We start from the raw sequence: 20394 nt of genomic DNA, 5'->3' as shown, positions 1-20394 counted from the left end.
GTTGATAGGCCGGATATGGAAGCACGGTAACGTGTGGAGTTGACCGGTACTAATAGGCCGAGGGCTTGTCCTCAGTTGCTCGCGTCCACTGTGTTGGTTCTGAAACCACGAACAACCCGCCCCGTTTGGGGTGTGCCGGTTGTCAGTTTCATAGTGTTTCGGTGGTTATAGCGTGAGGGAAACGCCCGGTTACATTCCGAACCCGGAAGCTAAGCCTCACAGCGCCGATGGTACTGCAGGGGGGACCCTGTGGGAGAGTAGGACGCCGCCGAACAATTATTGATGGAAAACCCCCGTATCGTTTATTCGGTACGGGGGTTTTCTGCGTTTCCCACTCTTTTCTCTCGCCTCTTCGTTGTCGGAGTTGTCAGAGACGCCCCGTCGTCTTGAGCGCCAAATACGCATCCGCCAGCGCAGGCGCGAGTTCGTCCGGTGTCGCGTCGACCACCGTGACCCCATGGCGCCGGAGCTGGTCCGCCGTACGGTGCCGTTCGCTCTGGGCCTGGGCCGCCGCCGCTGCCTCGTAGACGGCATCCGTGTTGCCGCGGGCCTTGGCCATGCGGCCGATGTACGGGTCGGCCACCGAGGCCACGAGCACCGTGTGGCGCTGGGTCAGTTGGGACAGCACCGGGAGCAGGCCTTCCTCGATGGGGGCTGCGTCCAGGCTGGTGAAGAGCACGATGAGGGCGTGGCGGGGCGCCGCACGCAGCGCTGTCGCTGTCAGGCCGCGGGCGTCCGTCTCGATCAGTTCGGGTTCCACTGTGGCCATGGCGTTGACCAGGGCCGGGAGGACGTCGCCGGCGGAACGGCCCTGGACCAGGGCGCGTACGCGTCGGTCGTAGGCGAGGAGGTCCACGCGGTCGCCGGCGCGGGAGGCCAGGGCGGCGAGGAGGAGGGCCGCGTCCATGGAGGCGTCCAGGCGTGGGGCATCGCCGACGCGGCCGGCGGAGGTTCGGCCGGTGTCCAGGGCCAGGAGGATGTGGCGGTCGCGTTCGGGGCGCCAGGTGCGTACCGCTACCGAGGACTGCCGGGCCGTGGCACGCCAGTCGATGGAGCGGGTGTCGTCGCCCGGGACGTATTCGCGCAGGCTGTCGAACTCGGTGCCCTCGCCTCGGGTGAGGACGCTGGTGCGGCCGTCCAGTTCGCGCAGGCGGGCGAGCTTGGAGGGGAGGTGCTTGCGGCTGGTGAAGGGCGGCAGCACGCGTACCGTCCAGGGGACCTGGTGGGTGCCCTGTCGGGTGAGGAGGCCGAGGGGGCCGTAGGAGCGGATCGTCACGCGGTCGGCCTGGTGGTCGCCTCGGCGGGTGGGGCGCAGACGGGTGGTGACGCGTCGGCGTTCGCCCGGTGGGACGGTCAGGCGGTGGCGGGAGGAGCCGATCTCCGTGCCCGGGGCCCAGCTGCTCGGTGGCCAGGCGTCCCGGAGCCGGGCGCGTAGAGGGCGGTTGGAGGGGTTGGTGATCGTGAGGGTGACGTCGGCGGCTTCGCCGAGGCGTGCCGATGTGTCGCCGGAGCGGGTCAGGCCGAGGCGGCGTACGGGGGCCGCGAGTGCGAAGTCGCAGGCGCAGGCCACCGCCAGGGGCGCGTTGACGGCGAGGATGCCGGTCCAGCTGGGTTCCCAGATGCCGACGGGGAGGGAGCCGAGAGCCGCGAATAGTGCGGTGCGTCCGGTGAGTGCCATCAGCGGGGGACCGGGACGTGGGCGAGGATCGCGTTGATGACGGAGTCGGCGGTCACGCCCTCCATCTCGGCCTCGGGGCGCAGTTGGACGCGGTGGCGGAGGGTGGGCAGGGCGAGGGCTTTGACGTCGTCGGGGATGACGTAGTCGCGTCCGGTCAGCCAGGCCCAGGCGCGGGCGGTGGACAGGAGGGCCGTTGCGCCGCGGGGGGAGACGCCCAGGGTGAGGGACGGCGATTCGCGAGTGGCGCGGCAGATGTCGACGACGTAGGCCGTGATCTCGGGGGAGACGGTGGTCTTGGCGACGGCGGCGCGGGCGGCTTCGAGGTCGGCGGCGCCTGCTACGGGTCGTACGCCCGCGGCCGCCAGGTCGCGGGGGTTGAAGCCCTCGGCGTGGCGGGTGAGGACCGCGATCTCGTCCTGGCGGGAGGGCAGAGGGACCGTCAGTTTGAGGAGGAAGCGGTCCAGTTGGGCCTCGGGAAGGGGATAGGTGCCCTCGTACTCGACCGGGTTCTGGGTGGCCGCGACCAGGAAGGGCTCGGGGAGCGGGCGCGGGGTGCCGTCGACCGTGACCTGGCGCTCCTCCATGGCTTCGAGGAGGGAGGACTGGGTCTTCGGGGGTGTGCGGTTGATCTCGTCGGCGAGGAGGAGGTTGGTGAAGACCGGTCCGGGTTGGAAGGAGAACTCGGCGGTGCGGGTGTCGTAGACCAGGGAGCCGGTGACGTCGCTCGGCATGAGGTCGGGGGTGAACTGGACCCGCTTGGTGTCGAGTTCGAGTGCGGATGCGAGGGCGCGGACGAGCAACGTTTTGGCGACCCCGGGGACTCCTTCTAGTAGTACGTGTCCGCGGCAGAGGAGGGCGACGACGAGGCCGGTCACGGCGGGGTCCTGGCCGACCACGGCTTTGGCGATCTCGGCGCGCAGGGCTTCGAGGGAGGCCCGGGCATCGGTCCGGTCTCCGCTCTGCCCGGCGTTGTCAGTGGTCGGGTCCATCATGGACGGCGTACCTCACTTTCGAGGGCGTCGAGTTGGTCGGCGAGCGAGATGAGGGCTGCGTCGTCGTGGGGCGGCGGGCCGAAGAGCAGGGGGTGCAGGGACTGTCCGTCGCCGTGGAGGTGGGTGGACAGGGCGGGGAGCAGGGCTTCGGGCGCGTGTGCCTGGGCGACGGGGATGCCTACGAGGGGGGCGAGGCGGGTGCGGGTGGTGGAGCGAAGAGCGGCGGCCGCGCGATCGCGGGCGTTGGCCTTGCGATAGAGGCGGGCGCGGCCTTCGACGGTTTCGGAGGCGCGGATCGCCACGGGGAGTTGTTCGGGCACGAGGGGGCCCAGTCGGCGTGCCCTCCACAGGGCGGCGAGGGCTGCCGCGATGAAGAGCTGGAGTGTGCCCCACAGCCAGCCCGAGGGCAGCAGGTCGAGCAGGCCGCGTTCGCCTTCGGGGCCGGCGGCGGTGGAGTCGGAGAGTGAGGGGAGGTACCAGACCAGATGGGGGCGGGAGCCGAGGAGTTGGAGGGCGAGCGAGGCGTTGCCCTGCTCGTCGAGGCGGTCGTTGGTGAGGATGTCGGGCGCGCCGAGGACGACGGTGTCGCCGTCCCCGGAGGGGTCAGGGACGAGGAGGAGGGTGGCCAGGCGCTCGCTCGGGTAGCAGGCTTTGGCCATCAGGTGGGTGGTGGTGTAGCGGATGCCGCCGGTGTCGGCCGCGCCCGCGCGCCTGGCCGCGGGAAGGTCGCAATCGGGCTGGAGGGTGGAGTCGAGGCTCTTGGCGGGGTCGGCGAGGACGCCGGGGACGAGTCGTTCGACGGACCAGACGCCGGGGGCGACGAGGAGGGTGCGGCCGCCGGAGCCGCTGGTCGCGGAGTGCAGGGCGGTCTGCTGACGTTTCGTCAGAAGGTCGGGGGCGGCGACCACGAGGGTGGTGTCAGGGGCAATCGCGGAGCGCGCCTCGTCGAGGGCGGTGACCACGCGCGTGGACACGCCGCGGTCGGCGAGGAGTTCGGCGACGGCGCGGCTGCCCTGGGGGTCGGCGGAGCGCGGGTCGAGAGTGCCGTGCTTGGTGTCGGAGCGGATCACGGCGATGGCGAGGGCGCCCGCGATCAGGACGGCCAGGGCGAGGGCGATGCCTCGGGTGCGGGTCCACACCTGGCGGGCAGTGGGCGAGACCGAGGTGGGCGGGAGCGTGGCCCCATTGGTCATTCGGCGGCTCCCGGGCGGGCGTTGTGGTCCGCGCTGTGGGCGCTGGTGGTGGTGAGCTGGGGCTTGGTGCGTTCCAGGTCGTGGTCAAGGTCCGCGAGGTGCCGGTACGACGCTTCGGTCGCGGTCCGGCCGCCGTATGTCACGTCGTCGAAGTGGCGTGCGGCGGTGTGGAGTCGGTCGGTGTGGGCGGGCAGGGCGCGGCTGGCTTCGGCGGCCGCCTCGTCGGCGGTGCGGCCGGGGCGGGCGTCGAGGAGGGCGCGTTCCTCCAAGGAGCGGACGAGGGCCCGCATGCGTTCCTGGACGGCCTGGTTCCAGTGGCCCTGGGCGGCGTGTGCCTCGGCGGCGGCACGGTGTTCGGCGGCGCTGCGGGGGCGGTCGTCGAACAGGGCGGCGGCGGAGGCCGGTTCGCGGCGGGGGGTGCCGAGGCGCCACCAGAGCGCGCCGAGTACGGCGAGGACGGCCACGAGGACGACGACCAGGCCGACCGGTCCGCCGGGGGTCACCGAGGACGCGCTGCTGAACAGGTCGTCGACCCAGCGCCAGAAGGCGTCGAGGGCGCGCTCGAAGAAGCCGGGGTCGTTCTCGTGGTACATCCGCTTGGACAGTTCCCGGCGGGCGGCGTCCTGCGCCGGATCGCGGGGGATCGTCAGCGGCGGGTCGTCGTCGGAGCGCAGCGTCGACAGCGCGGGGGTGTCGCCGGCGCGCACGGACATCCGTTGCGCGGCGCGTGGCAGTGCCTGCGCCGCGGTGAGAACTCCCCCCGCCAGGATCACCGGTTCAGCTCCCCGGGGTGTCGGTTCCGTAGCCCTGGACGCCGGCGGCGCGGGCGAGTTCCAGGTCGAGGGCCTCGCGGCGGATGCGCTGGTCGATGTAGAGGAGGACGGTGACGCCCGCCGAGATCGGGAAGGTGATCATGGAGCCGATCACCGAGCCGATGCCGCTGATGATCAGGAAGGTCCAGCTGAGGCTGCCGCCGGTGCCGTCGAGGAGGCCGCTGACGCTGTCGCCGCTGAAGGCGTCGGCGAGGAAGGCGAACGGGATGGCGATGATGGACGCGAGGATGCTCGCGATCAGCATGGCCAGCAGCTGGATGCCGAAGACGCGCCACCAGGAGCCGCGTACCAGCTTCACGGAGCGGCTCATCGACTTCACGATGCCCTGCTTCTCCAGCATCAGGGCAGGGGAGGCGAGGGAGAAGCGGATCATCAGCCAGAGAGCCACGACGACCGCGCCCAGGCTGCCGAGGACGGTGAGCGCGGCTCCCGCGCCGCCCCCTCCGGCGACGGTCACGAGGATGCCGGGCAGGACACCGACGGCGACGATGCCGAAGGCGATGAGCAGCAGCAGGAAGATGAGTCCGAACAGCTTGCCCACCTGCGGGCGGGCGTCGCGCCAGGCCTCGCCGGTGGTCACCGGCCTGCCGAGGACGGCGCGGCTGGTGACGGTGGTGAGCAGGGCGGTGGCGAGGACCGTGCCGATCAGCGAGATCAGGGAGAGGACTCCGTAGCTGATCATGGTGTCGCCCATGGCGCGCATGAGTTCGTCGAAGGTGACGTCGGGATCGTTGATGGTGTCGAAGGTGTCGTTCAGGAAGAAGCCCTGGAGCAGGACGACGACGATCTCGGTGAGTACGGCGACGGTGAGTGCGATGCCGAGGACCGTGCGCCAGTAGGCGCGCATGGTGGAGACGGCGCCGTCGAGGATCTCGCCGACGCCGAGCGGGCGCAGCGGGATGACGCCGGGCTTCGCTGCGGGCGGGGGGCCGCCCCAGCCGCCGCCCCAGGAGCCGTGACCGCCGTAGCCGCCGGTGGCGGGGGGCCGGTTGCCCCAGCCGGGGCCGGGCGGCGGCGGAGGCGGTGCCTGCCCCGGTGCCGGAGCGCCGGTGGGCGCGGACCACTGGGCCGGTGGCGGCTGCTCCTTGGACCACTTAGAGCCGTGGCCCTGCGGCTGCGGGCCGGGCTGGTCCGCGGGCTGCTCGGGGCCCGGGCGGTCGGCGGGCCGGTCAGGGCCGGAGGTTCCCGGCTCCTGTCCGTCGGACGGGGCGGATCCGGGCGAGGCCCAGCCCGGAGTGTCGTTCATCATCGCTCCTTCACGGTGCCCGTCCGCGGGTCGCGGCGGCAGGTTGGCAGCCATCGTGCCATGGGGTGGTCATCCGCGGACCGGCCGCGGTATGGGCTGCGCACCTTCAATTGTCCGCCGGATTACGGGCAGACTGACGGCATGGCTGATCAGCACGCGCAATCCGGCGAGGACAAGCGGCCGACGGAGATACCGGTGATCCGTTGGGAGGAACCGCCCGAAGGCCCCGTCCTGGTCCTGCTCGACCAGACGAGGCTGCCCGCGGAGGAGGTCGGACTCGTCTGTACGGATGCGCCGGTGCTGGTCGAGGCCATCCGTTCGCTCGCCGTGCGCGGTGCGCCGCTGCTCGGGATCGCGGGGGCCTACGGTGTCGCGCTGGCCGCCGCGCGGGGCTTCGACGTGGACGACGCGGCGGACGCGCTCGCGGGGGCCCGTCCCACCGCGGTGAACCTCGCGGTCGGGGTGCGCAGGGCGCAGGACGCCTACCGGGCCGAGCTGGCCAGGAGCGGGGACGAGGGGAAGGCGGCGCTGGCGGCGCTGGCGGCCGCGCGGAAGCTGCACAGGGAGGACGCCGAGGCCAGTGCCCGGATGGCCGAACGCGGGCTGGCGCTGCTCGACGAGCTGCTGCCCGGCGGTGGGCACCGGGTCCTGACGCACTGCAACACCGGTTCGCTGGTGTCGGGCGGTGAGGGCACGGCGTTCGCGGTGGCGCTGGCGGCGCACCGGGCGGGGAAGCTGCGGCGGCTGTGGGTGGACGAGACGCGTCCGCTGCTGCAGGGGGCGCGGCTGACGGCGTACGAGGCGGCGCGCAGCGGGATGGCGTACACCCTGCTGACGGACAACGCGGCGGGTTCGCTGTTCGCGGCCGGTGAGGTGGACGCGGTGCTGATCGGGGCGGACCGGATCGCGGCGGACGGGTCGGTGGCGAACAAGGTGGGCAGCTATCCGCTCGCGGTGCTGGCCCGGTACCACCATGTGCCGTTCATCGTGGTGGCGCCGGTGACGACGGTGGACCCGGACACGCCGGACGGGGCGGCCATCGAGGTGGAGCAGCGGGCCGGGTTCGAGGTGACGGAGGTGACCGCGCCGCAGGTGCCGGTGGCCGGGCCGGGCGGCGGGATACCGGTGGCGCCGCTGGGGACGCAGGCGTACAACCCGGCCTTCGATGTGACGCCGCCGGAGCTGGTGACGGCCATCGTGACGGAGGAGGGTGTGGTGTCGCCGGTGACGGCGGAGGCGCTGGCAGAGGTGTGTGGCCGGTCGCGGGAGGTGACGGTCGACTGACGCCGGGTGATCGTGGTGCGCGGGTGACCCCTGCGGCGCGGGGCGCCGGGGTGCCCGTCCGCCTCAAGATCGGTGGGCGAGGGCAGACAGTAGCGACCCCATACGACTATCGTCACAGGCCAGTGACCCTTCTCACCAGCGCCCCGGTCACTGTTACGAGAATGGGATGATGTCGTTTATGAAGGGACGAGTCCTTGTCGTCGACGACGACACCGCACTGGCCGAGATGCTCGGCATTGTGCTGCGTGGTGAAGGTTTCGAGCCGTCTTTCGTAGCCGACGGCGACAAGGCGCTGGCCGCTTTCCGTGAGACCAAGCCCGATCTGGTACTGCTCGACCTGATGCTGCCCGGACGGGACGGCATCGAGGTGTGCCGGCTGATCCGTGCCGAGTCGGGTGTGCCGATCGTGATGCTCACGGCCAAGAGCGACACCGTCGATGTCGTCGTGGGCCTGGAGTCGGGCGCGGACGACTACATCGTGAAGCCGTTCAAGCCCAAGGAGCTGGTCGCCCGCATCCGGGCGCGGCTGCGGAGGTCCGAGGAGCCGGCGCCGGAGCAGCTCGCCATCGGTGACCTGGTCATCGACGTGGCCGGGCATTCGGTGAAGCGGGACGGTCAGTCGATCGCGCTGACCCCGCTGGAGTTCGACCTGCTGGTCGCGCTCGCGCGCAAGCCCTGGCAGGTGTTCACCCGCGAGGTGCTGCTGGAGCAGGTGTGGGGGTACCGGCACGCGGCGGACACCCGGCTGGTCAATGTCCATGTGCAGCGGCTGCGCTCCAAGGTAGAGAAGGACCCCGAGCGGCCGGAGATCGTGGTGACCGTCCGAGGTGTCGGATACAAGGCAGGGCCGAGCTGACATGTCCGGTGACAGTGCCGCTTCGGCGCCCGGCCGGTCCGGGGCACGCGGGGGGCGGCCTGTCGGCCGGGGGACGACAGGCTCCCGTTGGGGACGGTTCCTGGAGGGCGGGTTGCTCCAGGGAGGGGTCCAGGGCAGCCCGGTCCTGAGGTTGTTCATGCGCTGGGTGCGCAGGCCGCTGCTGCCCGTCATGCGGCTGTGGCGGCGCAACATCCAGCTCAAGGTCGTGGTCACCACCCTGCTGATGTCGCTGGGCGTGGTCCTGCTGCTGGGCTTCGTCGTGATCGGGCAGGTGCGCAACGGCCTGCTGGACGCGAAGGTGAAGGCCGCGCAGAGCCAGGCCACCGGTGGTTTCGCCGCGGCCAAGCAGGCCGCCGACGAGGAGTCGGCGTCCGGCGCCGGCGAGGGCGGCACGGGAGCCGACGGCCGCTCCGAGCAGAACGTCATCCAGTGGATGAGCGACCTGGTGCAGACCCTCGCCAGCGGCGGCCAGGGCGCCTTCGAGGTCGTCACGCTGCCCTCCGGCGGCGACAGCGGCAGCGGGCGCGGTCCGCGTGTCTCGAACTACGTCGACCCGGCCAGCGTGCCGGTGAACCTGCGGGAGCGGATCGACAGCGGTACCGGTGCGGCGCAGAGCTACACGCGGATCGTCTACAGCAACGGCAAGGAGTCGCAGCCCGCGCTGGTCATCGGCAAGCAGGTCAACGACCCCAACGGCGCCCCGTACCAGCTCTACTACCTCTTCCCGCTCACCCAGGAGGAGAAGTCGCTGAGCCTGGTCAGGAGCACGCTGGCGACGGCCGGGCTGTTCGTCGTCGTCCTCCTCGGGGCGATCGCCTGGCTCGTCGTGCGGCAGGTCGTCACGCCGGTGCGGATGGCGGCCGGGATCGCCGAGCGGCTGTCCGCCGGGCGCCTTCAGGAACGTATGAAGGTCACCGGCGAGGACGACATCGCCCGGCTGGGCGAGGCGTTCAACAAGATGGCGCAGAACCTCCAACTGAAGATCCAGCAGCTGGAGGACCTGTCGCGGATGCAGCGGCGGTTCGTGTCGGACGTGTCGCACGAGCTGCGGACGCCGCTGACGACCGTACGGATGGCCGCCGATGTCATTCACGAGGCGCGCGAGGACTTCGACCCGGTGACCGCGCGGTCGGCCGAGCTGCTCGCCGACCAGCTGGACCGGTTCGAGTCGCTGCTCGCGGACCTGCTGGAGATCAGCCGGTTCGACGCGGGCGCGGCGGCCCTGGAGGCCGAGCCTATCGATCTGCGGGAGGTCGTGCGCAGGGTGGTCACCGGCGCCGAGCCGCTCGCCGAGCGCAAGGGCACGACGATACGGGTGGTGGGCGACCAGCAGCCCGTGGTCGCCGAGGCCGACGCCCGGCGTGTGGAGCGGGTGCTGCGCAATCTCGTCGTCAACGCCGTGGAGCACGGCGAGGGCCGGGACGTCGTGGTCAAGCTGGCCGCGGCGGGCGGCGCGGTCGCGGTCGCGGTGCGCGACTACGGCGTCGGGCTCAAGCCCGGCGAGGCGACCCGTGTGTTCAGCCGCTTCTGGCGTGCCGACCCGGCACGCGCGCGTACCACCGGCGGTACGGGTCTGGGGCTGTCCATCGCCCTGGAGGACGCCCGGCTGCACGGCGGCTGGCTCCAGGCCTGGGGTGAGCCGGGCGGTGGCTCGCAGTTCCGGCTGACACTGCCGCGGACCGCGGACGAGCCGCTCAGGGGCTCGCCGATACCCCTGGAGCCGAAGGACTCACGCCGCAACCGCGGCCTCGACGACGCCGGTCTCCCGCGCGGGGAGAAGAGCGCGACGGTCCCGGCGCAGCCGACGGGTGAGGGGACCGGTCTGCGCACGCGTGACCCGATCGGGCCGAGGCTGTCCGGGGCGGCCCCCACGGCCGACCCGACGGCGCTGCCGGGCAACGGCGCGCGCGTGGTGCCCCGGCCCGCCGCGGTGCCGCGACGACAGGAGGACGCGTCCGCCGGGGAGGGGGCGCGCGGTGAGGACGCCGGGCCCGCGGAGGGACCGAGCAGGCAAGGGGAGGCATCTCGTGGGCGCTGACCGCGACGGGGGTACCCGGCGGCGGCCGAGGCGCGCGGTGGCGTTCGCCGCCTGCGGCGTCGTACTGCTGGCCGGGTGTGCCTCGATGCCCGACAGCGGGGATCTCAGCGGCGTGGACTCCACACCGGGGCAGGACACCCTGGTCCAGGTGTTCGCGGTGCCGCCCCCGGAGGACGCCACGCCCACCCAGCTCGTACAGGGCTTCCTGGAGGCGCTGACCAGCGACGATCCGAACTACGAGATGGCCAGCCAGTACCTGACCGAGGACGCGGCGAAGGCGTGGCGGCCCAAGGCGGGGACGACGGTCCTCGCGGACGGTCCCGACGCCTTCGAGGTGTCCAAGCAGCGGGGTCCTGAGGAGACCGGGGAGACGTCGTTCGCGCTGAGCGGCACCAAGGTGGCCACGGTGGACGAGCAGCAGTCGTACGCCCCCGCGGAGGGCGGCTACGAGGCGTTGCTGCACCTGTCCCGGGACCCGAAGACCAAGCAGTGGCGCATCGACAAGTTGCCCCAGGGCGTAGTCATGGGGCAGGGCGACTTCGAGCGCAACTACACGGCGGTCAACAAGTACTTCTTCGCCTCGAACGGTGTGCCCGGGAGCAGCCGTCAGCCGGCGGCGGTCGCCGATCCCGTCTACGTCCGTGAGCGCGTCGATCCGATGACTCAGATGGTGCGTTCCCTGCTGAAGGGGCCCACCAGTCTGCTCGGGCCGGTCGTCAGGACGGCCTTCCCCACGGGTACCGCGCTGGCGAAGGGCGTCACCACGCTGACGCCCGACGAGCAGAACAAGCTGACCGTGCCGCTCAACGACAAGGCGGCCCGGGTCGGCCTCAACAAGTGCACGGAGATGGCGGCCCAGCTGCTGTTCACCCTGCGCAGCCTCTCGCCGTCGATCGAGGAGGTCGCGCTGGAGTCCGGGGACCGACAGCTGTGCTCGCTGACCGAGGGACCCGAGGCCACGGCCGCGCGGGGGGCCACGGAGCAGGCCGAGCACCTGTACTTCATCGACGAGGAGCACCAGCTCGTGCGGATGGCGGCCCAGGAGGGCTCGCGGACGCCGGAGGCGGTGCCGGGCGCGCTGGGCGAGGGGCAGACGCAGCTGCGGGCCGCGGCCGTCTCTCGGGACGAGCAGATGGGGGCCGGGGTCAGCCGGGACGGCAAGCAGCTGTTCGTCGGCTCGCTGGTGTCGGGCGGGTCGCTCGGCGAGCCCCTGCTGCGCAGTGCGGGCAAGTCGGAGGGCGACCGGCTGACGACGCCGAGCTGGGACGCGCAGCACAACCTGTGGATCGCCGACCGCAACCCCGACGACCCGAGGCTGCTCCTGCTGGAGGACGGCGCGGGCAAGCCCCTTGAGGTGCGGACGCCGGGACTGGACGGGCGGATCGAGTCGGTGCGGGTGGCTGCGGACGGCGTGCGGATCGCGCTCGTGGTGGCCAAGGGCGACACGTCGTCCCTGTACATCGGGCGCATCGAGCGGGAGGTGAAGCCCGGCGAGGAGCGGCCGGTCGTCTCGGTGATGGAACTGCGGTCCGCGACGCCGGGCCTGGAGGAGGTCACCACCGTGTCCTGGGCGGGCGACAGCCGGCTCGTGGTGGTCGGGCGGGAGCCGAACGGCGTCCAGACGCTGCGGTACGTCCAGGCCGACGGCTCCACTCCGGAAGGGCCCGCGCCCGCCGCGCTGACCGGTGTGAAGGCGATCGCCGCGACCGAGGACGACCGGGTTCCGCTGGTGGCCTATTCGGAGGACGGCATCGTGCGGCTCCATTCGGGCGGGCAGTGGCAGAAGGTCGTGACGGACGGGACGGCGCCGGTCTATCCGGGGTGAGGGGCCGGGCCGTGTCCCGGGCCGGTGTGAGCGGCTGTCTCCGTTGGGGGCAGCCGTTTTCGCATGTCGGAGGGGGTTGGAGAGGCCGTTGTGCGGCCGTGCGGCGGCTTCGGCGGAGTTGTCCACAGGGGGTTTTCCACAGGGGTGGCCGGTGGGCGGCCGGGCGGGCACAGTGGTGGACATGCGGCGGTGGTGGCGTGATCTCACGGATCTGGTGCTGCCGTCCGAGTGCGGCGGCTGCGGGAGGCCTCGTACGGTGCTGTGCCCGAGGTGCCGTACGGCGTTGAGCGGGGCCGAGCCGTGCCGGGTGCGGCCCGATCCGGAGCCGCCCGGGCTGCCGGTCGTGCACGCGGCCGCCCGGTACGCGGACCAGGTCCGTGCCGCTCTGCTGGCCCACAAGGAGCGCGGCGCCCTGGCGCTGGCGGCACCGCTCGGCGTGGCGCTGGCGGGGGCCGTACGGGCGGGGCTGGCCACGGGTGGCGGTACGGGCTTCCGTACGGGTGGTGGTGCGGTGCTGCTGGTGCCCGTGCCGTCGGCGCGCGGGGCCGTGCGGGCGCGGGGGCATGATCCGGTGCGGCGGATCGCGCTCACGGCGGCGGCCGAGCTGCGGCGCACCGGCACCCCGGCGCGGGTGCTCGCCGCGCTGCGTCAGCGGCGGGCCGTGGCCGACCAGTCGGGCCTCAACTCCCGGCAGCGGCAGGACAATCTGGCCGGCGCGCTGGAGGTCGTACCGGGCGCGCGGCGGCTGCTGGGCGAGGGGCGGGTGGTGCTGGTCGACGATCTGATGACCACCGGTGCCTCGCTGGCGGAGGCGGCGCGTGCGGTGCGGCTGACGGGGCGTGCCGCGGGGGCAGAGGCGGTGTGCGGGACGGATGGTCGGGAAGAGACAGGGGAAGTGAGTACACGAATGACAGTGGAGGCAACGGTGCGCAGGTACGGGGTGCCGGTCGAGGCGGTCGCAGCGGGCCGTGTCCGTGCAGGTGACGGGCTCCGCGCGGCGGTCGTCGCGGCTTCTCCGGATGCTTTCGAAATAAACCGGAACTGACGCCTGACTTGCATCGTTGCAGGTTATGAGAGGGCCAATTCACCTGAACGGAGGTACGCCGCGGTAGAGGGTGACGACATCCGTCCGGGCGAGATATGTTCGGTTGTGAGAGAAAGGCGCAGGCCATCCCTCTCATATCTGAATGCCGTGCTGCGGGTTTTCGTATTCACCCGAGCCGGCGGGGTGGAGATCTTGCCCGCGGGGGAGGAGGAGGTGGAAGTCACCGAGTCCGAGGTTCCGGGGTTCACCGGAACCTGGTGCAAAAGGGAGATGCTCCGCCGTTGGAGCGGAGCGATCCGGGAACGGAGTTCTGCGTGGACATCGTCGTCAAGGGCCGCAAGACCGAGGTGCCCGAGCGGTTCCGCAAGCACGTGGCCGAGAAGCTGAAGCTGGAGAAGATCCAGAAGCTCGATGGCAAGGTGATCAGCCTCGACGTCGAGGTGTCCAAGGAGCCCAACCCCCGACAGGCCGACCGCTCAGACCGAGTGGAGATCACGCTCCGCTCCCGCGGTCCGGTGATCAGGGCGGAGGCGTCGGCCAGCGACCCGTACGCGGCGCTGGACCTGGCGGCGGAGAAGCTTGACGCACGACTGCGCAAGCAGCACGACAAGCGTTACTCGCGCCGGGGCGCACGACGGCTCACGGCAGCCGAGGTCCCCGACCACGTCCCGGGCGCGGCGACGCTGAACGGGAACGGCCACACCTTCCAGGAGGAAGAGCCGGACGGCGTTCCCACCAAGAAGATCGGCTCGCTGGAAGTGAAGGGCGAAGGCCCTCTCGTCGTACGCGAGAAGACACACGTCGCCTCCCCGATGTCCCTCGACCAGGCTCTCTACGAGATGGAGCTGGTCGGGCACGACTTCTATCTGTTCATCGACTCCGAGACCAAGGAACCGAGTGTCGTCTACCGGCGGCACGCCTACGACTACGGCGTGATCCACCTCAACACCGACCCGATGGTCGCTGAGGGGGACAACCAGGCGGCCGGTGGCACGCTGGGCGGCTGATCCGCCCGGCTGACGAGCAAGCGGGTGCCCCTGGAGCGCGCGTGCGCCCCCAGGGGCACCGGTGTGCGACCCCTTCGCGCCCCGCTCTGTCACCCCGGTGCCGTCCGGGCATGAAATCATGGCCGCACCGGCCCAACCGGTGGGCCGCTGCCTTGGGTTGGCGATGGCACCTGACCAGCCACAGCCTTCAGGGGGAGGAACGATGGCGGACACCTTCGGACCGATGCGGGACGAGGACGCCGACGATGTCGTCGGTATGAGCCCGGACGCGGGCTCCTCACGCAAGGAGCCGATCAGAGTCCTCGTCGTGGACGACCACGCCCTCTTCCGTCGTGGACTGGAGATCGTGCTCGCGGCCGAGGAGGACATCCAGGTCGTGGGAGAGGCCGGCGACGGCGCGGAGGCCGTCGACAAGGCCGCCGATCTGCTGCCCGACATCGTGCTGATGGATGTGCGAATGCCGAAGCGGGGCGGGATCGAGGCCTGCACCTCCATCAAGGAGGTGGCACCCAGCGCGAAGATCATCATGCTGACGATCAGCGACGAGGAAGCCGACCTCTACGACGCGATCAAGGCCGGGGCGACGGGCTATCTCCTGAAGGAGATCTCCACGGACGAGGTGGCCACCGCGATCCGCGCGGTGGCCGACGGACAGTCGCAGATCAGCCCGTCCATGGCGTCGAAGCTGCTCACCGAGTTCAAGTCGATGATCCAGCGGACCGACGAGCGGCGGCTGGTTCCGGCGCCGCGGCTGACGGACCGTGAGCTGGAAGTGCTCAAGCTGGTCGCCACGGGGATGAACAACCGCGATATCGCCAAGGAGTTGTTCATCTCCGAGAACACCGTGAAGAACCATGTGCGCAACATCCTGGAGAAGCTGCAACTGCACTCCAGGATGGAGGCCGTGGTCTACGCGATGCGGGAGAAGATCCTGGAGATCCGGTAGGTCTTCCGTCTCAGTTCCCCGTTTCCGTCTCCCGTCTCTGTCTTCCGTCTCCCAGGTGGTTGGTTCAGGACAGTAGGGCGTTGACCGCCTGGGTCAGGGGCGCGCGCAGTTCCGGTGCGTCCACTCGCTCCACGCGGACGTTCGTGCAGTCCACCCAACTCGCCGCCTCCAGCAGGGCCTGGGCCGTCGCCGGGACCGCCTTCTTGTTCTCCAGCGTGACCTGCTTGGCGACCAGGGTGCGGCCCTCGCGGGCCGGGTCCACTCGGCCGACCAGTCGGCCGCCGGACAGGACGGGCATCGCGAAGTAGCCGTACACGCGCTTCTGCTTGGGGACGTAGGCCTCCAGGCGGTGGGTGAAGCCGAAGATCCGCTCGGTGCGCGCCCGCTCCCAGATCAGGGAGTCGAACGGGGAGAGCAGGGTCGTACGGTGCCGCCCGCGGGGTGGTGTGGCCAGGGCCGCCGGGTCGGCCCAGGCGGGCTTGGCCCAGCCCTCCACGGTGACCGGGACCAGGCCGGAGTCGGCGATCACCGCGTCGACCTGCTCGCCCTTGAGACGGTGGTAGTCGGCGATGTCCGCGCGGGTGCCGACGCCGAGGGACTGGCCCGCCAGGCGGACCAGGCGGCGCAGGCACTCGGTGTCGTCCAGCTCGTCGTGGAGGAGGTCGCTGGGGATCGCGCGTTCCGCCAGGTCGTAGACGCGTTTCCAGCCGCGGCGCTCCACGCAGACGACCTCTCCGTACATCAGGGCGCGTTCCACGGCGACCTTGGAGCCGGACCAGTCCCACCAGTCGTTGGTCTTCTTCGCGCCGCCCAACTCCGTGGCGGTGAGGGGGCCTTCGATGGTGAGCTGCTTGATCACCTGGTCGTAGGCGCCGTCGGGGAGGTCGTGGCCCCACATGGGGCGGTTGCGGTATGCGCGGCGGCGGAAGGCGAAGTGGGGCCACTCCTCCACCGGGAGGATGCAGGCGGCGTGGGACCAGTACTCGAAGGCGTGGGTGTCCGTCCAGTACGCCTGCTCGACCGTTGTGCGGCCTACCGCGCCCAGGCGGGCGTACGGGATGAGTTCGTGGGAGCGGGCGAGGACCGAGATGGTGTCGAGCTGGACGGCGCCGAGGTGGCGGAGGATGCCGCGGACGCCGGACTTTCGGTTGGGGGCGCCTAGGAAGCCCTGGGCGCGGAGGGCGATGCGGCGGGCCTCGTCCGCCGAGAGTTCGGTGGGGCGCGGGGTGGTCATGGCTCGCACGATAGGGGGTGGGTGTGACAGTGAGGGGTGAGCTGGGGGTTTGTGCGGCGGCACTTGTGCGGGTGCCGACCGCTGGGGGTTGCCGTGGGGGTGGGTGCGCTTGCCCGCGCTTGCGGGGTGCCGCTGCGCCCACCCGTGCCGCCCCTGCGGCACGACTGCCCGCAGCTACGTGGGTTGGACGGTGCCGTCTGCTTGGGTGGGCGCCGTCCCGGCGGTGCGGCTGCCCGCAGCTGCGGTGATGGAGCGGTGCCGTCTGCTTGGGTGGGCGCCGTCCCAGCGGTGCGGCTGCCCGCGGCTACGGCGGTTCGGTGGTGCTGCCTGTTTGGGTGGGCGCTGTCCCGGCGGTGCGGCTGCCTGCGGCTACGGCGACTGAGCAGCGTTGTCCGCCTGGGTGGGTGCCGTTTCAGCGGTGCGACTGCTTGTAGCTACGCCGGATCTCGGGACGGCAGGTAGGGCGCCGTTGAGGGGAGGCCCAGGTCTGAGGGGAGTAGGGAGGCCACCCAGCAGTCTCTGCGGGTGCCGTTGTTGTTGAGGGCGGAGCGTTGGGTGCCCTCGTGGGTGAAGCCGGCTCGGGTAGCCACCGCGCGGGAGGCGTGGTTGCCGACCTCGGCCCGCCATTCGATCCGGTCGATGGAGGCGTGGGTGAAGGCCCAGCGGCCGGCGGTGAGGACCGCCTCGGTGGTGTAGCCCTTGCGGCGGTGCTCCTTCGCCGTCCAGAAGCCGACCTCCGCGACGCCCGGGGCGCGCATCGTCAGGCCCAGCATCCCCGCCAGTTCCTCGCCCTCGCGGAGGAAGACACCGAACGTGAACATCGAGCCGTCCGCCCAGCCGTCGGGGACGAGTTGCTCGGTGAAGCTCCGGGCGTGCTCGGGGAGATAGGGCGAGGGAATCGTGGTCCAGCGCAGGATGTCGGGGTCCTGGACGGCCCGGAACACGGCATCGGTGTCGCGCGGGCCGACCGTGCGCAACAGAAGGCGGTCGGTGGTCAGCGTCACGGGGTCCATCGGGCGATTCTGCTGGGACGGCGTTCGGGGCGCCAGATATTTAGCCGTGGGTGAGCGGGCGATCACAATTCGCGCAATTCGTCAGCCGCGTGCGGCACTATCCGCCGACCCCGTCCGTTGTGCAATGCGAGGAGATGTGGAGCAGCGGACGTTCGCCGTATCGGCAGACCTCCCGGCGCGGTGGGGTCCTCGCATACGATGGCCGTTGCTCAGTCAAGTCAAATGGAAACCGACCGTCCCAGGCCCGACCGGCAAGGAGACCAACCCCCGTGTCCGTCCTCTCGAAGATCATGCGTGCAGGCGAAGGCAAGATCCTGCGCAAGCTGCACCGCATCGCGGACCAGGTCAACTCCATCGAAGAGGACTTCGTGGACCTCTCCGACGCCGAGCTGCGGGCCCTCACCGAGGAGTACAAGCAGCGCTACGCCGACGGTGAGACCCTCGACGACCTTCTTCCGGAGGCGTTCGCCACCGTCCGCGAGGCCGCCAAGCGCGTCCTCGGCCAGCGTCACTACGACGTGCAGATCATGGGTGGCGCGGCCCTGCACCTCGGCTACGTCGCCGAGATGAAGACCGGTGAGGGCAAGACGCTCGTCGGCACCCTGCCCGCGTACCTGAACGCTCTGGCCGGCAAGGGCGTTCACCTCATCACGGTCAACGACTACCTGGCCGAGCGCGACTCCGAGATGATGGGTCGCGTCCACAAGTTCCTGGGTCTGAGCGTGGGCTGCATCCTCGCCAACATGACGCCGGCCCAGCGCCGTGAGCAGTACGCGTGCGACATCACCTACGGCACGAACAACGAGTTCGGCTTCGACTACCTGCGCGACAACATGGCGTGGTCCAAGGACGAGCTCGTCCAGCGCGGCCACAACTTCGCCATCGTCGACGAGGTCGACTCCATCCTCGTCGACGAGGCCCGTACGCCGCTGATCATCTCCGGCCCGGCCGACCAGGCCACCAAGTGGTACGGCGACTTCGCCAAGCTGGTCACCCGCCTCAAGCGCGGCGAGCCCGGCAACCCGCTCAAGGGCATCGAGGAGACCGGCGACTACGAGGTCGACGAGAAGAAGCGCACCGTCGCCATCCACGAGTCCGGTGTCGCCAAGGTCGAGGACTGGCTGGGCATCGACAACCTCTACGAGTCGGTGAACACCCCGCTGGTGGGCTACCTGAACAACGCCATCAAGGCCAAGGAGCTCTTCAAGCGGGACAAGGACTACGTCGTCATCGACGGCGAGGTCATGATCGTCGACGAGCACACCGGCCGTATCCTCGCCGGCCGCCGCTACAACGAGGGCATGCACCAGGCGATCGAGGCGAAGGAAGGGGTGCCGATCAAGGACGAGAACCAGACGCTCGCCACGATCACCCTGCAGAACTTCTTCCGCCTCTACAAGCGCTACGACCACAAGGGCAAGGAATACCCGGGCCTGTGCGGCATGACGGGTACGGCCATGACCGAGGCCGCCGAGTTCCACCAGATCTACAAGCTCGGTGTGGTGCCGATCCCGACGAACCGGCCGATGGTCCGCAAGGACCAGTCGGACCTCATCTACCGCACCGAGGTCGCCAAGTTCGAGGCGGTCGTCGACGACATCGAGGAGAAGCACCGCAAGGGCCAGCCGATCCTTGTCGGCACCACCTCGGTCGAGAAGTCCGAGTACCTCTCGCAGCAGCTCAGCAAGCGCGGCATCCAGCACGAGGTGCTGAACGCCAAGCAGCACGACCGTGAGGCGCAGATCGTCGCCCAGGCCGGCCGCAAGGGCGCCGTCACCGTGGCCACCAACATGGCCGGCCGTGGTACGGACATCAAGCTCGGCGGCAACCCCGAGGATCTCGCCGAGGCGGAGCTGCGCCAGCGCGGCCTCGATCCCGAGGAGCACATCGAGGAGTGGGCCGCGGCCCTGCCGGAGGCCCTCAAGCGTGCCGAGGCCGCGGTGAAGGCCGAGAAGGAAGAGGTCGAGGCGCTCGGCGGTCTGTACGTGCTGGGCACCGAGCGGCACGAGTCGCGCCGTATCGACAACCAGCTGCGCGGTCGTTCCGGCCGTCAGGGCGACCCGGGCGAGTCCCGCTTCTACCTCTCGCTGGGCGACGACCTGATGCGGCTGTTCAAGGCGCAGATGGTCGAGCGCGTGATGTCGATGGCGAACGTCCCGGACGACGTGCCGATCGAGAACAAGATGGTCACGCGCGCGATCGCGTCCGCGCAGTCGCAGGTCGAGCAGCAGAACTTCGAGACCCGCAAGAACGTCCTGAAGTACGACGAGGTCCTCAACCGCCAGCGCGAGGTCATCTACGGCGAGCGCCGCCGTGTCCTGGAGGGCGAGGACCTGCACGAGCAGATCCAGCACTTCATGGACGACACCATCGACGCGTACATCAACGCCGAGACGGCCGAGGGCTTCGCCGAGGAGTGGGACCTGGACCGGCTGTGGGGCGCCTTCAAGCAGCTCTACCCGGTGAAGGTGACCATCGAGGAACTGGAGGAGGCGGCCGGTGACCGCGCGGGTCTGACCGCCGAGTTCATCGCCGAGTCCATCAAGGAGGACATCCACGCCCAGTACGAGGCGCGCGAGGCGCAGCTCGGCTCCGAGATCATGCGTGAGCTGGAGCGCCGGGTCGTGCTGTCGGTGCTGGACCGCAAGTGGCGCGAGCACCTCTACGAGATGGACTACCTCCAGGAGGGCATCGGCCTGCGTGCGATGGCGCAGAAGGACCCGCTGGTGGAGTACCAGCGCGAGGGCTTCGACATGTTCACCGCGATGATGGAGGGCATCAAGGAGGAGTCCGTCGGCTACCTGTTCAACCTGGAGGTCCAGGTCGAGCAGCAGGTCGAGGAGGTCCCGGTCGAGGACGCCAAGCCCTCGATGGAGAAGGGCCCGCAGGACGCGGTTCCGGCGCAGGCGGGCTCCCGTCCGGAGATCCGGGCCAAGGGCCTCGAAGCCCCGCAGCGGCGCAACCTGCACCTGACGGCGCCGACCGTGGACGGTGCGGGCGGCACCATCGAGAGCGACTGGACGGACGACGACGAGCCGGTGCGCTCGGAGGCGGACGGCCTCACCCGCGCGGAGCGGCGCAAGCAGTCGCGCGGCCGGCGCCGTAGGAAGTAAGGCGCGGCGGCAGCCGGACACGCTGTGGAAGGGCCGGTCACCCTGGTGGTGGCCGGCCCTTCGGCGTGCG

Annotated in this window: 15 protein-coding genes and 1 rRNA gene; 9 read left to right on the top strand and 7 right to left on the bottom strand. The window is 70.7% G+C overall.

Annotation, left to right across the window (positions count from 1 at the left end; translation table 11 throughout):
- Positions 1-157: 157 nt before the first annotated feature.
- Positions 158-274: ribosomal RNA gene (gene rrf / locus ACZ7L7_RS06495) — 5S ribosomal RNA — on the top strand.
- Between the two features lie 93 nt (positions 275-367).
- On the opposite strand, the gene ACZ7L7_RS06490 is transcribed toward rrf, so the two are convergent.
- Genes ACZ7L7_RS06490 through ACZ7L7_RS06470 form a run of 5 tightly spaced genes read right to left on the bottom strand, consistent with a single transcriptional unit; the run spans position 368 to position 5942 of the window.
- Positions 368-1678, bottom strand: coding sequence for a DUF58 domain-containing protein (locus tag ACZ7L7_RS06490; protein WP_472075091.1), 1311 nt, complete (start codon positions 1676-1678; stop codon positions 368-370).
- The gene (locus ACZ7L7_RS06485; protein ID WP_285516827.1) at positions 1678-2667 is read right to left on the bottom strand and encodes an AAA family ATPase; all 990 of its coding nucleotides are present in this window, start codon (positions 2665-2667) and stop codon (positions 1678-1680) included. Before ACZ7L7_RS06485 ends, ACZ7L7_RS06490 begins: the two co-directional genes overlap by 1 nt.
- Positions 2667-3863 carry a DUF4350 domain-containing protein gene (locus ACZ7L7_RS06480; protein WP_472075089.1) on the bottom strand — a complete coding sequence of 399 codons (1197 nt, stop codon included), beginning with the start codon at positions 3861-3863 and terminating at the stop codon, positions 2667-2669. The genes ACZ7L7_RS06485 and ACZ7L7_RS06480 overlap by 1 nt, the downstream gene beginning before the upstream one ends.
- Positions 3860-4636: a DUF4129 domain-containing protein gene (locus ACZ7L7_RS06475; protein ID WP_472075087.1), complete on the bottom strand. Its 777-nt coding sequence runs from the start codon at positions 4634-4636 to the stop codon at positions 3860-3862. Before ACZ7L7_RS06475 ends, ACZ7L7_RS06480 begins: the two co-directional genes overlap by 4 nt.
- Before the next feature lie 4 nt (positions 4637-4640).
- Positions 4641-5942, bottom strand: coding sequence for a DUF7847 domain-containing protein (locus ACZ7L7_RS06470; RefSeq protein ID WP_453603633.1), 1302 nt, complete (start codon positions 5940-5942; stop codon positions 4641-4643).
- Positions 5943-6083: 141 nt separating this feature from the next.
- Between ACZ7L7_RS06470 and mtnA the strand changes: the two genes are divergently transcribed.
- The 7 genes from mtnA to ACZ7L7_RS06435 all read left to right on the top strand — a co-directional run bounded on the left by mtnA (position 6084) and on the right by ACZ7L7_RS06435 (position 14964).
- A complete protein-coding gene (mtnA, locus tag ACZ7L7_RS06465) occupies positions 6084-7226 on the top strand; it encodes an S-methyl-5-thioribose-1-phosphate isomerase (RefSeq protein WP_285516823.1) in 1143 nt (380 codons plus the stop codon).
- Positions 7227-7392: 166 nt separating this feature from the next.
- Entirely contained in the window at positions 7393-8082 is a 690-nt protein-coding gene (gene mtrA, locus ACZ7L7_RS06460; protein ID WP_015659998.1) for a two-component system response regulator MtrA, read from the top strand.
- Between the two features lies 1 nt (position 8083).
- Positions 8084-10141: an MtrAB system histidine kinase MtrB gene (mtrB, locus tag ACZ7L7_RS06455; protein ID WP_285516822.1), complete on the top strand. Its 2058-nt coding sequence runs from the start codon at positions 8084-8086 to the stop codon at positions 10139-10141.
- Complete coding sequence (locus tag ACZ7L7_RS06450) at positions 10131-11966, top strand: LpqB family beta-propeller domain-containing protein (RefSeq protein ID WP_285516821.1); 1836 nt, start codon at positions 10131-10133, stop codon at positions 11964-11966. Before mtrB ends, ACZ7L7_RS06450 begins: the two co-directional genes overlap by 11 nt.
- Before the next feature lie 181 nt (positions 11967-12147).
- On the top strand, positions 12148-13011 hold the full coding sequence (locus ACZ7L7_RS06445; protein ID WP_285516820.1) for a ComF family protein: 864 nt from the start codon (positions 12148-12150) through the stop codon (positions 13009-13011).
- 314 nt (positions 13012-13325) lie between these two features.
- A complete protein-coding gene (gene hpf, locus ACZ7L7_RS06440) occupies positions 13326-14018 on the top strand; it encodes a ribosome hibernation-promoting factor, HPF/YfiA family (RefSeq protein WP_374213548.1) in 693 nt (230 codons plus the stop codon).
- A 202-nt stretch (positions 14019-14220) separates the two neighbouring features.
- Positions 14221-14964 carry a response regulator gene (locus ACZ7L7_RS06435; protein ID WP_285516819.1) on the top strand — a complete coding sequence of 248 codons (744 nt, stop codon included), beginning with the start codon at positions 14221-14223 and terminating at the stop codon, positions 14962-14964.
- A gap of 64 nt (positions 14965-15028) precedes the next feature.
- On the opposite strand, the gene ACZ7L7_RS06430 is transcribed toward ACZ7L7_RS06435, so the two are convergent.
- Complete coding sequence (locus ACZ7L7_RS06430; RefSeq protein ID WP_285516818.1) at positions 15029-16198, bottom strand: winged helix-turn-helix domain-containing protein; 1170 nt, start codon at positions 16196-16198, stop codon at positions 15029-15031.
- Positions 16199-16632: 434 nt separating this feature from the next.
- Entirely contained in the window at positions 16633-17211 is a 579-nt protein-coding gene (locus ACZ7L7_RS06425; RefSeq protein ID WP_285510746.1) for a GNAT family N-acetyltransferase, read from the bottom strand.
- Positions 17212-17480: 269 nt separating this feature from the next.
- Here ACZ7L7_RS06425 and secA point away from each other — a divergent pair, with 269 nt between their 5' ends.
- Entirely contained in the window at positions 17481-20324 is a 2844-nt protein-coding gene (gene secA, locus ACZ7L7_RS06420) for a preprotein translocase subunit SecA (RefSeq protein WP_285510747.1), read from the top strand.
- Positions 20325-20394: the final 70 nt, after the last annotated feature.

The organism is Streptomyces sp. NPDC110618 (assembly GCF_055657065.1).
The sequence above is the reverse complement of the archived record's forward strand: the minus strand, read 5'-3'. Positions and strand labels throughout refer to the sequence as shown.

Excerpts from the sequence above, each read along its gene's own strand:
- ACZ7L7_RS06490 (WP_472075091.1), bottom strand. The coding sequence starts at position 1,678 with ATGGCACTCACCGGACGCACCGCACTATTCGCGGCTCTCGGCTCCCTC.
- ACZ7L7_RS06485 (WP_285516827.1), bottom strand. The coding sequence starts at position 2,667 with ATGGACCCGACCACTGACAACGCCGGGCAGAGCGGAGACCGGACCGAT.
- ACZ7L7_RS06480 (WP_472075089.1), bottom strand. The coding sequence starts at position 3,863 with ATGACCAATGGGGCCACGCTCCCGCCCACCTCGGTCTCGCCCACTGCC.
- ACZ7L7_RS06470 (WP_453603633.1), bottom strand. The coding sequence starts at position 5,942 with ATGAACGACACTCCGGGCTGGGCCTCGCCCGGATCCGCCCCGTCCGAC.
- mtnA (WP_285516823.1), top strand. The coding sequence starts at position 6,084 with ATGGCTGATCAGCACGCGCAATCCGGCGAGGACAAGCGGCCGACGGAG.
- mtrA (WP_015659998.1), top strand. The coding sequence starts at position 7,393 with ATGATGTCGTTTATGAAGGGACGAGTCCTTGTCGTCGACGACGACACC.
- mtrB (WP_285516822.1), top strand. The coding sequence starts at position 8,084 with ATGTCCGGTGACAGTGCCGCTTCGGCGCCCGGCCGGTCCGGGGCACGC.
- ACZ7L7_RS06445 (WP_285516820.1), top strand. The coding sequence starts at position 12,148 with ATGCGGCGGTGGTGGCGTGATCTCACGGATCTGGTGCTGCCGTCCGAG.
- ACZ7L7_RS06435 (WP_285516819.1), top strand. The coding sequence starts at position 14,221 with ATGGCGGACACCTTCGGACCGATGCGGGACGAGGACGCCGACGATGTC.
- ACZ7L7_RS06430 (WP_285516818.1), bottom strand. The coding sequence starts at position 16,198 with ATGACCACCCCGCGCCCCACCGAACTCTCGGCGGACGAGGCCCGCCGC.
- ACZ7L7_RS06425 (WP_285510746.1), bottom strand. The coding sequence starts at position 17,211 with ATGGACCCCGTGACGCTGACCACCGACCGCCTTCTGTTGCGCACGGTC.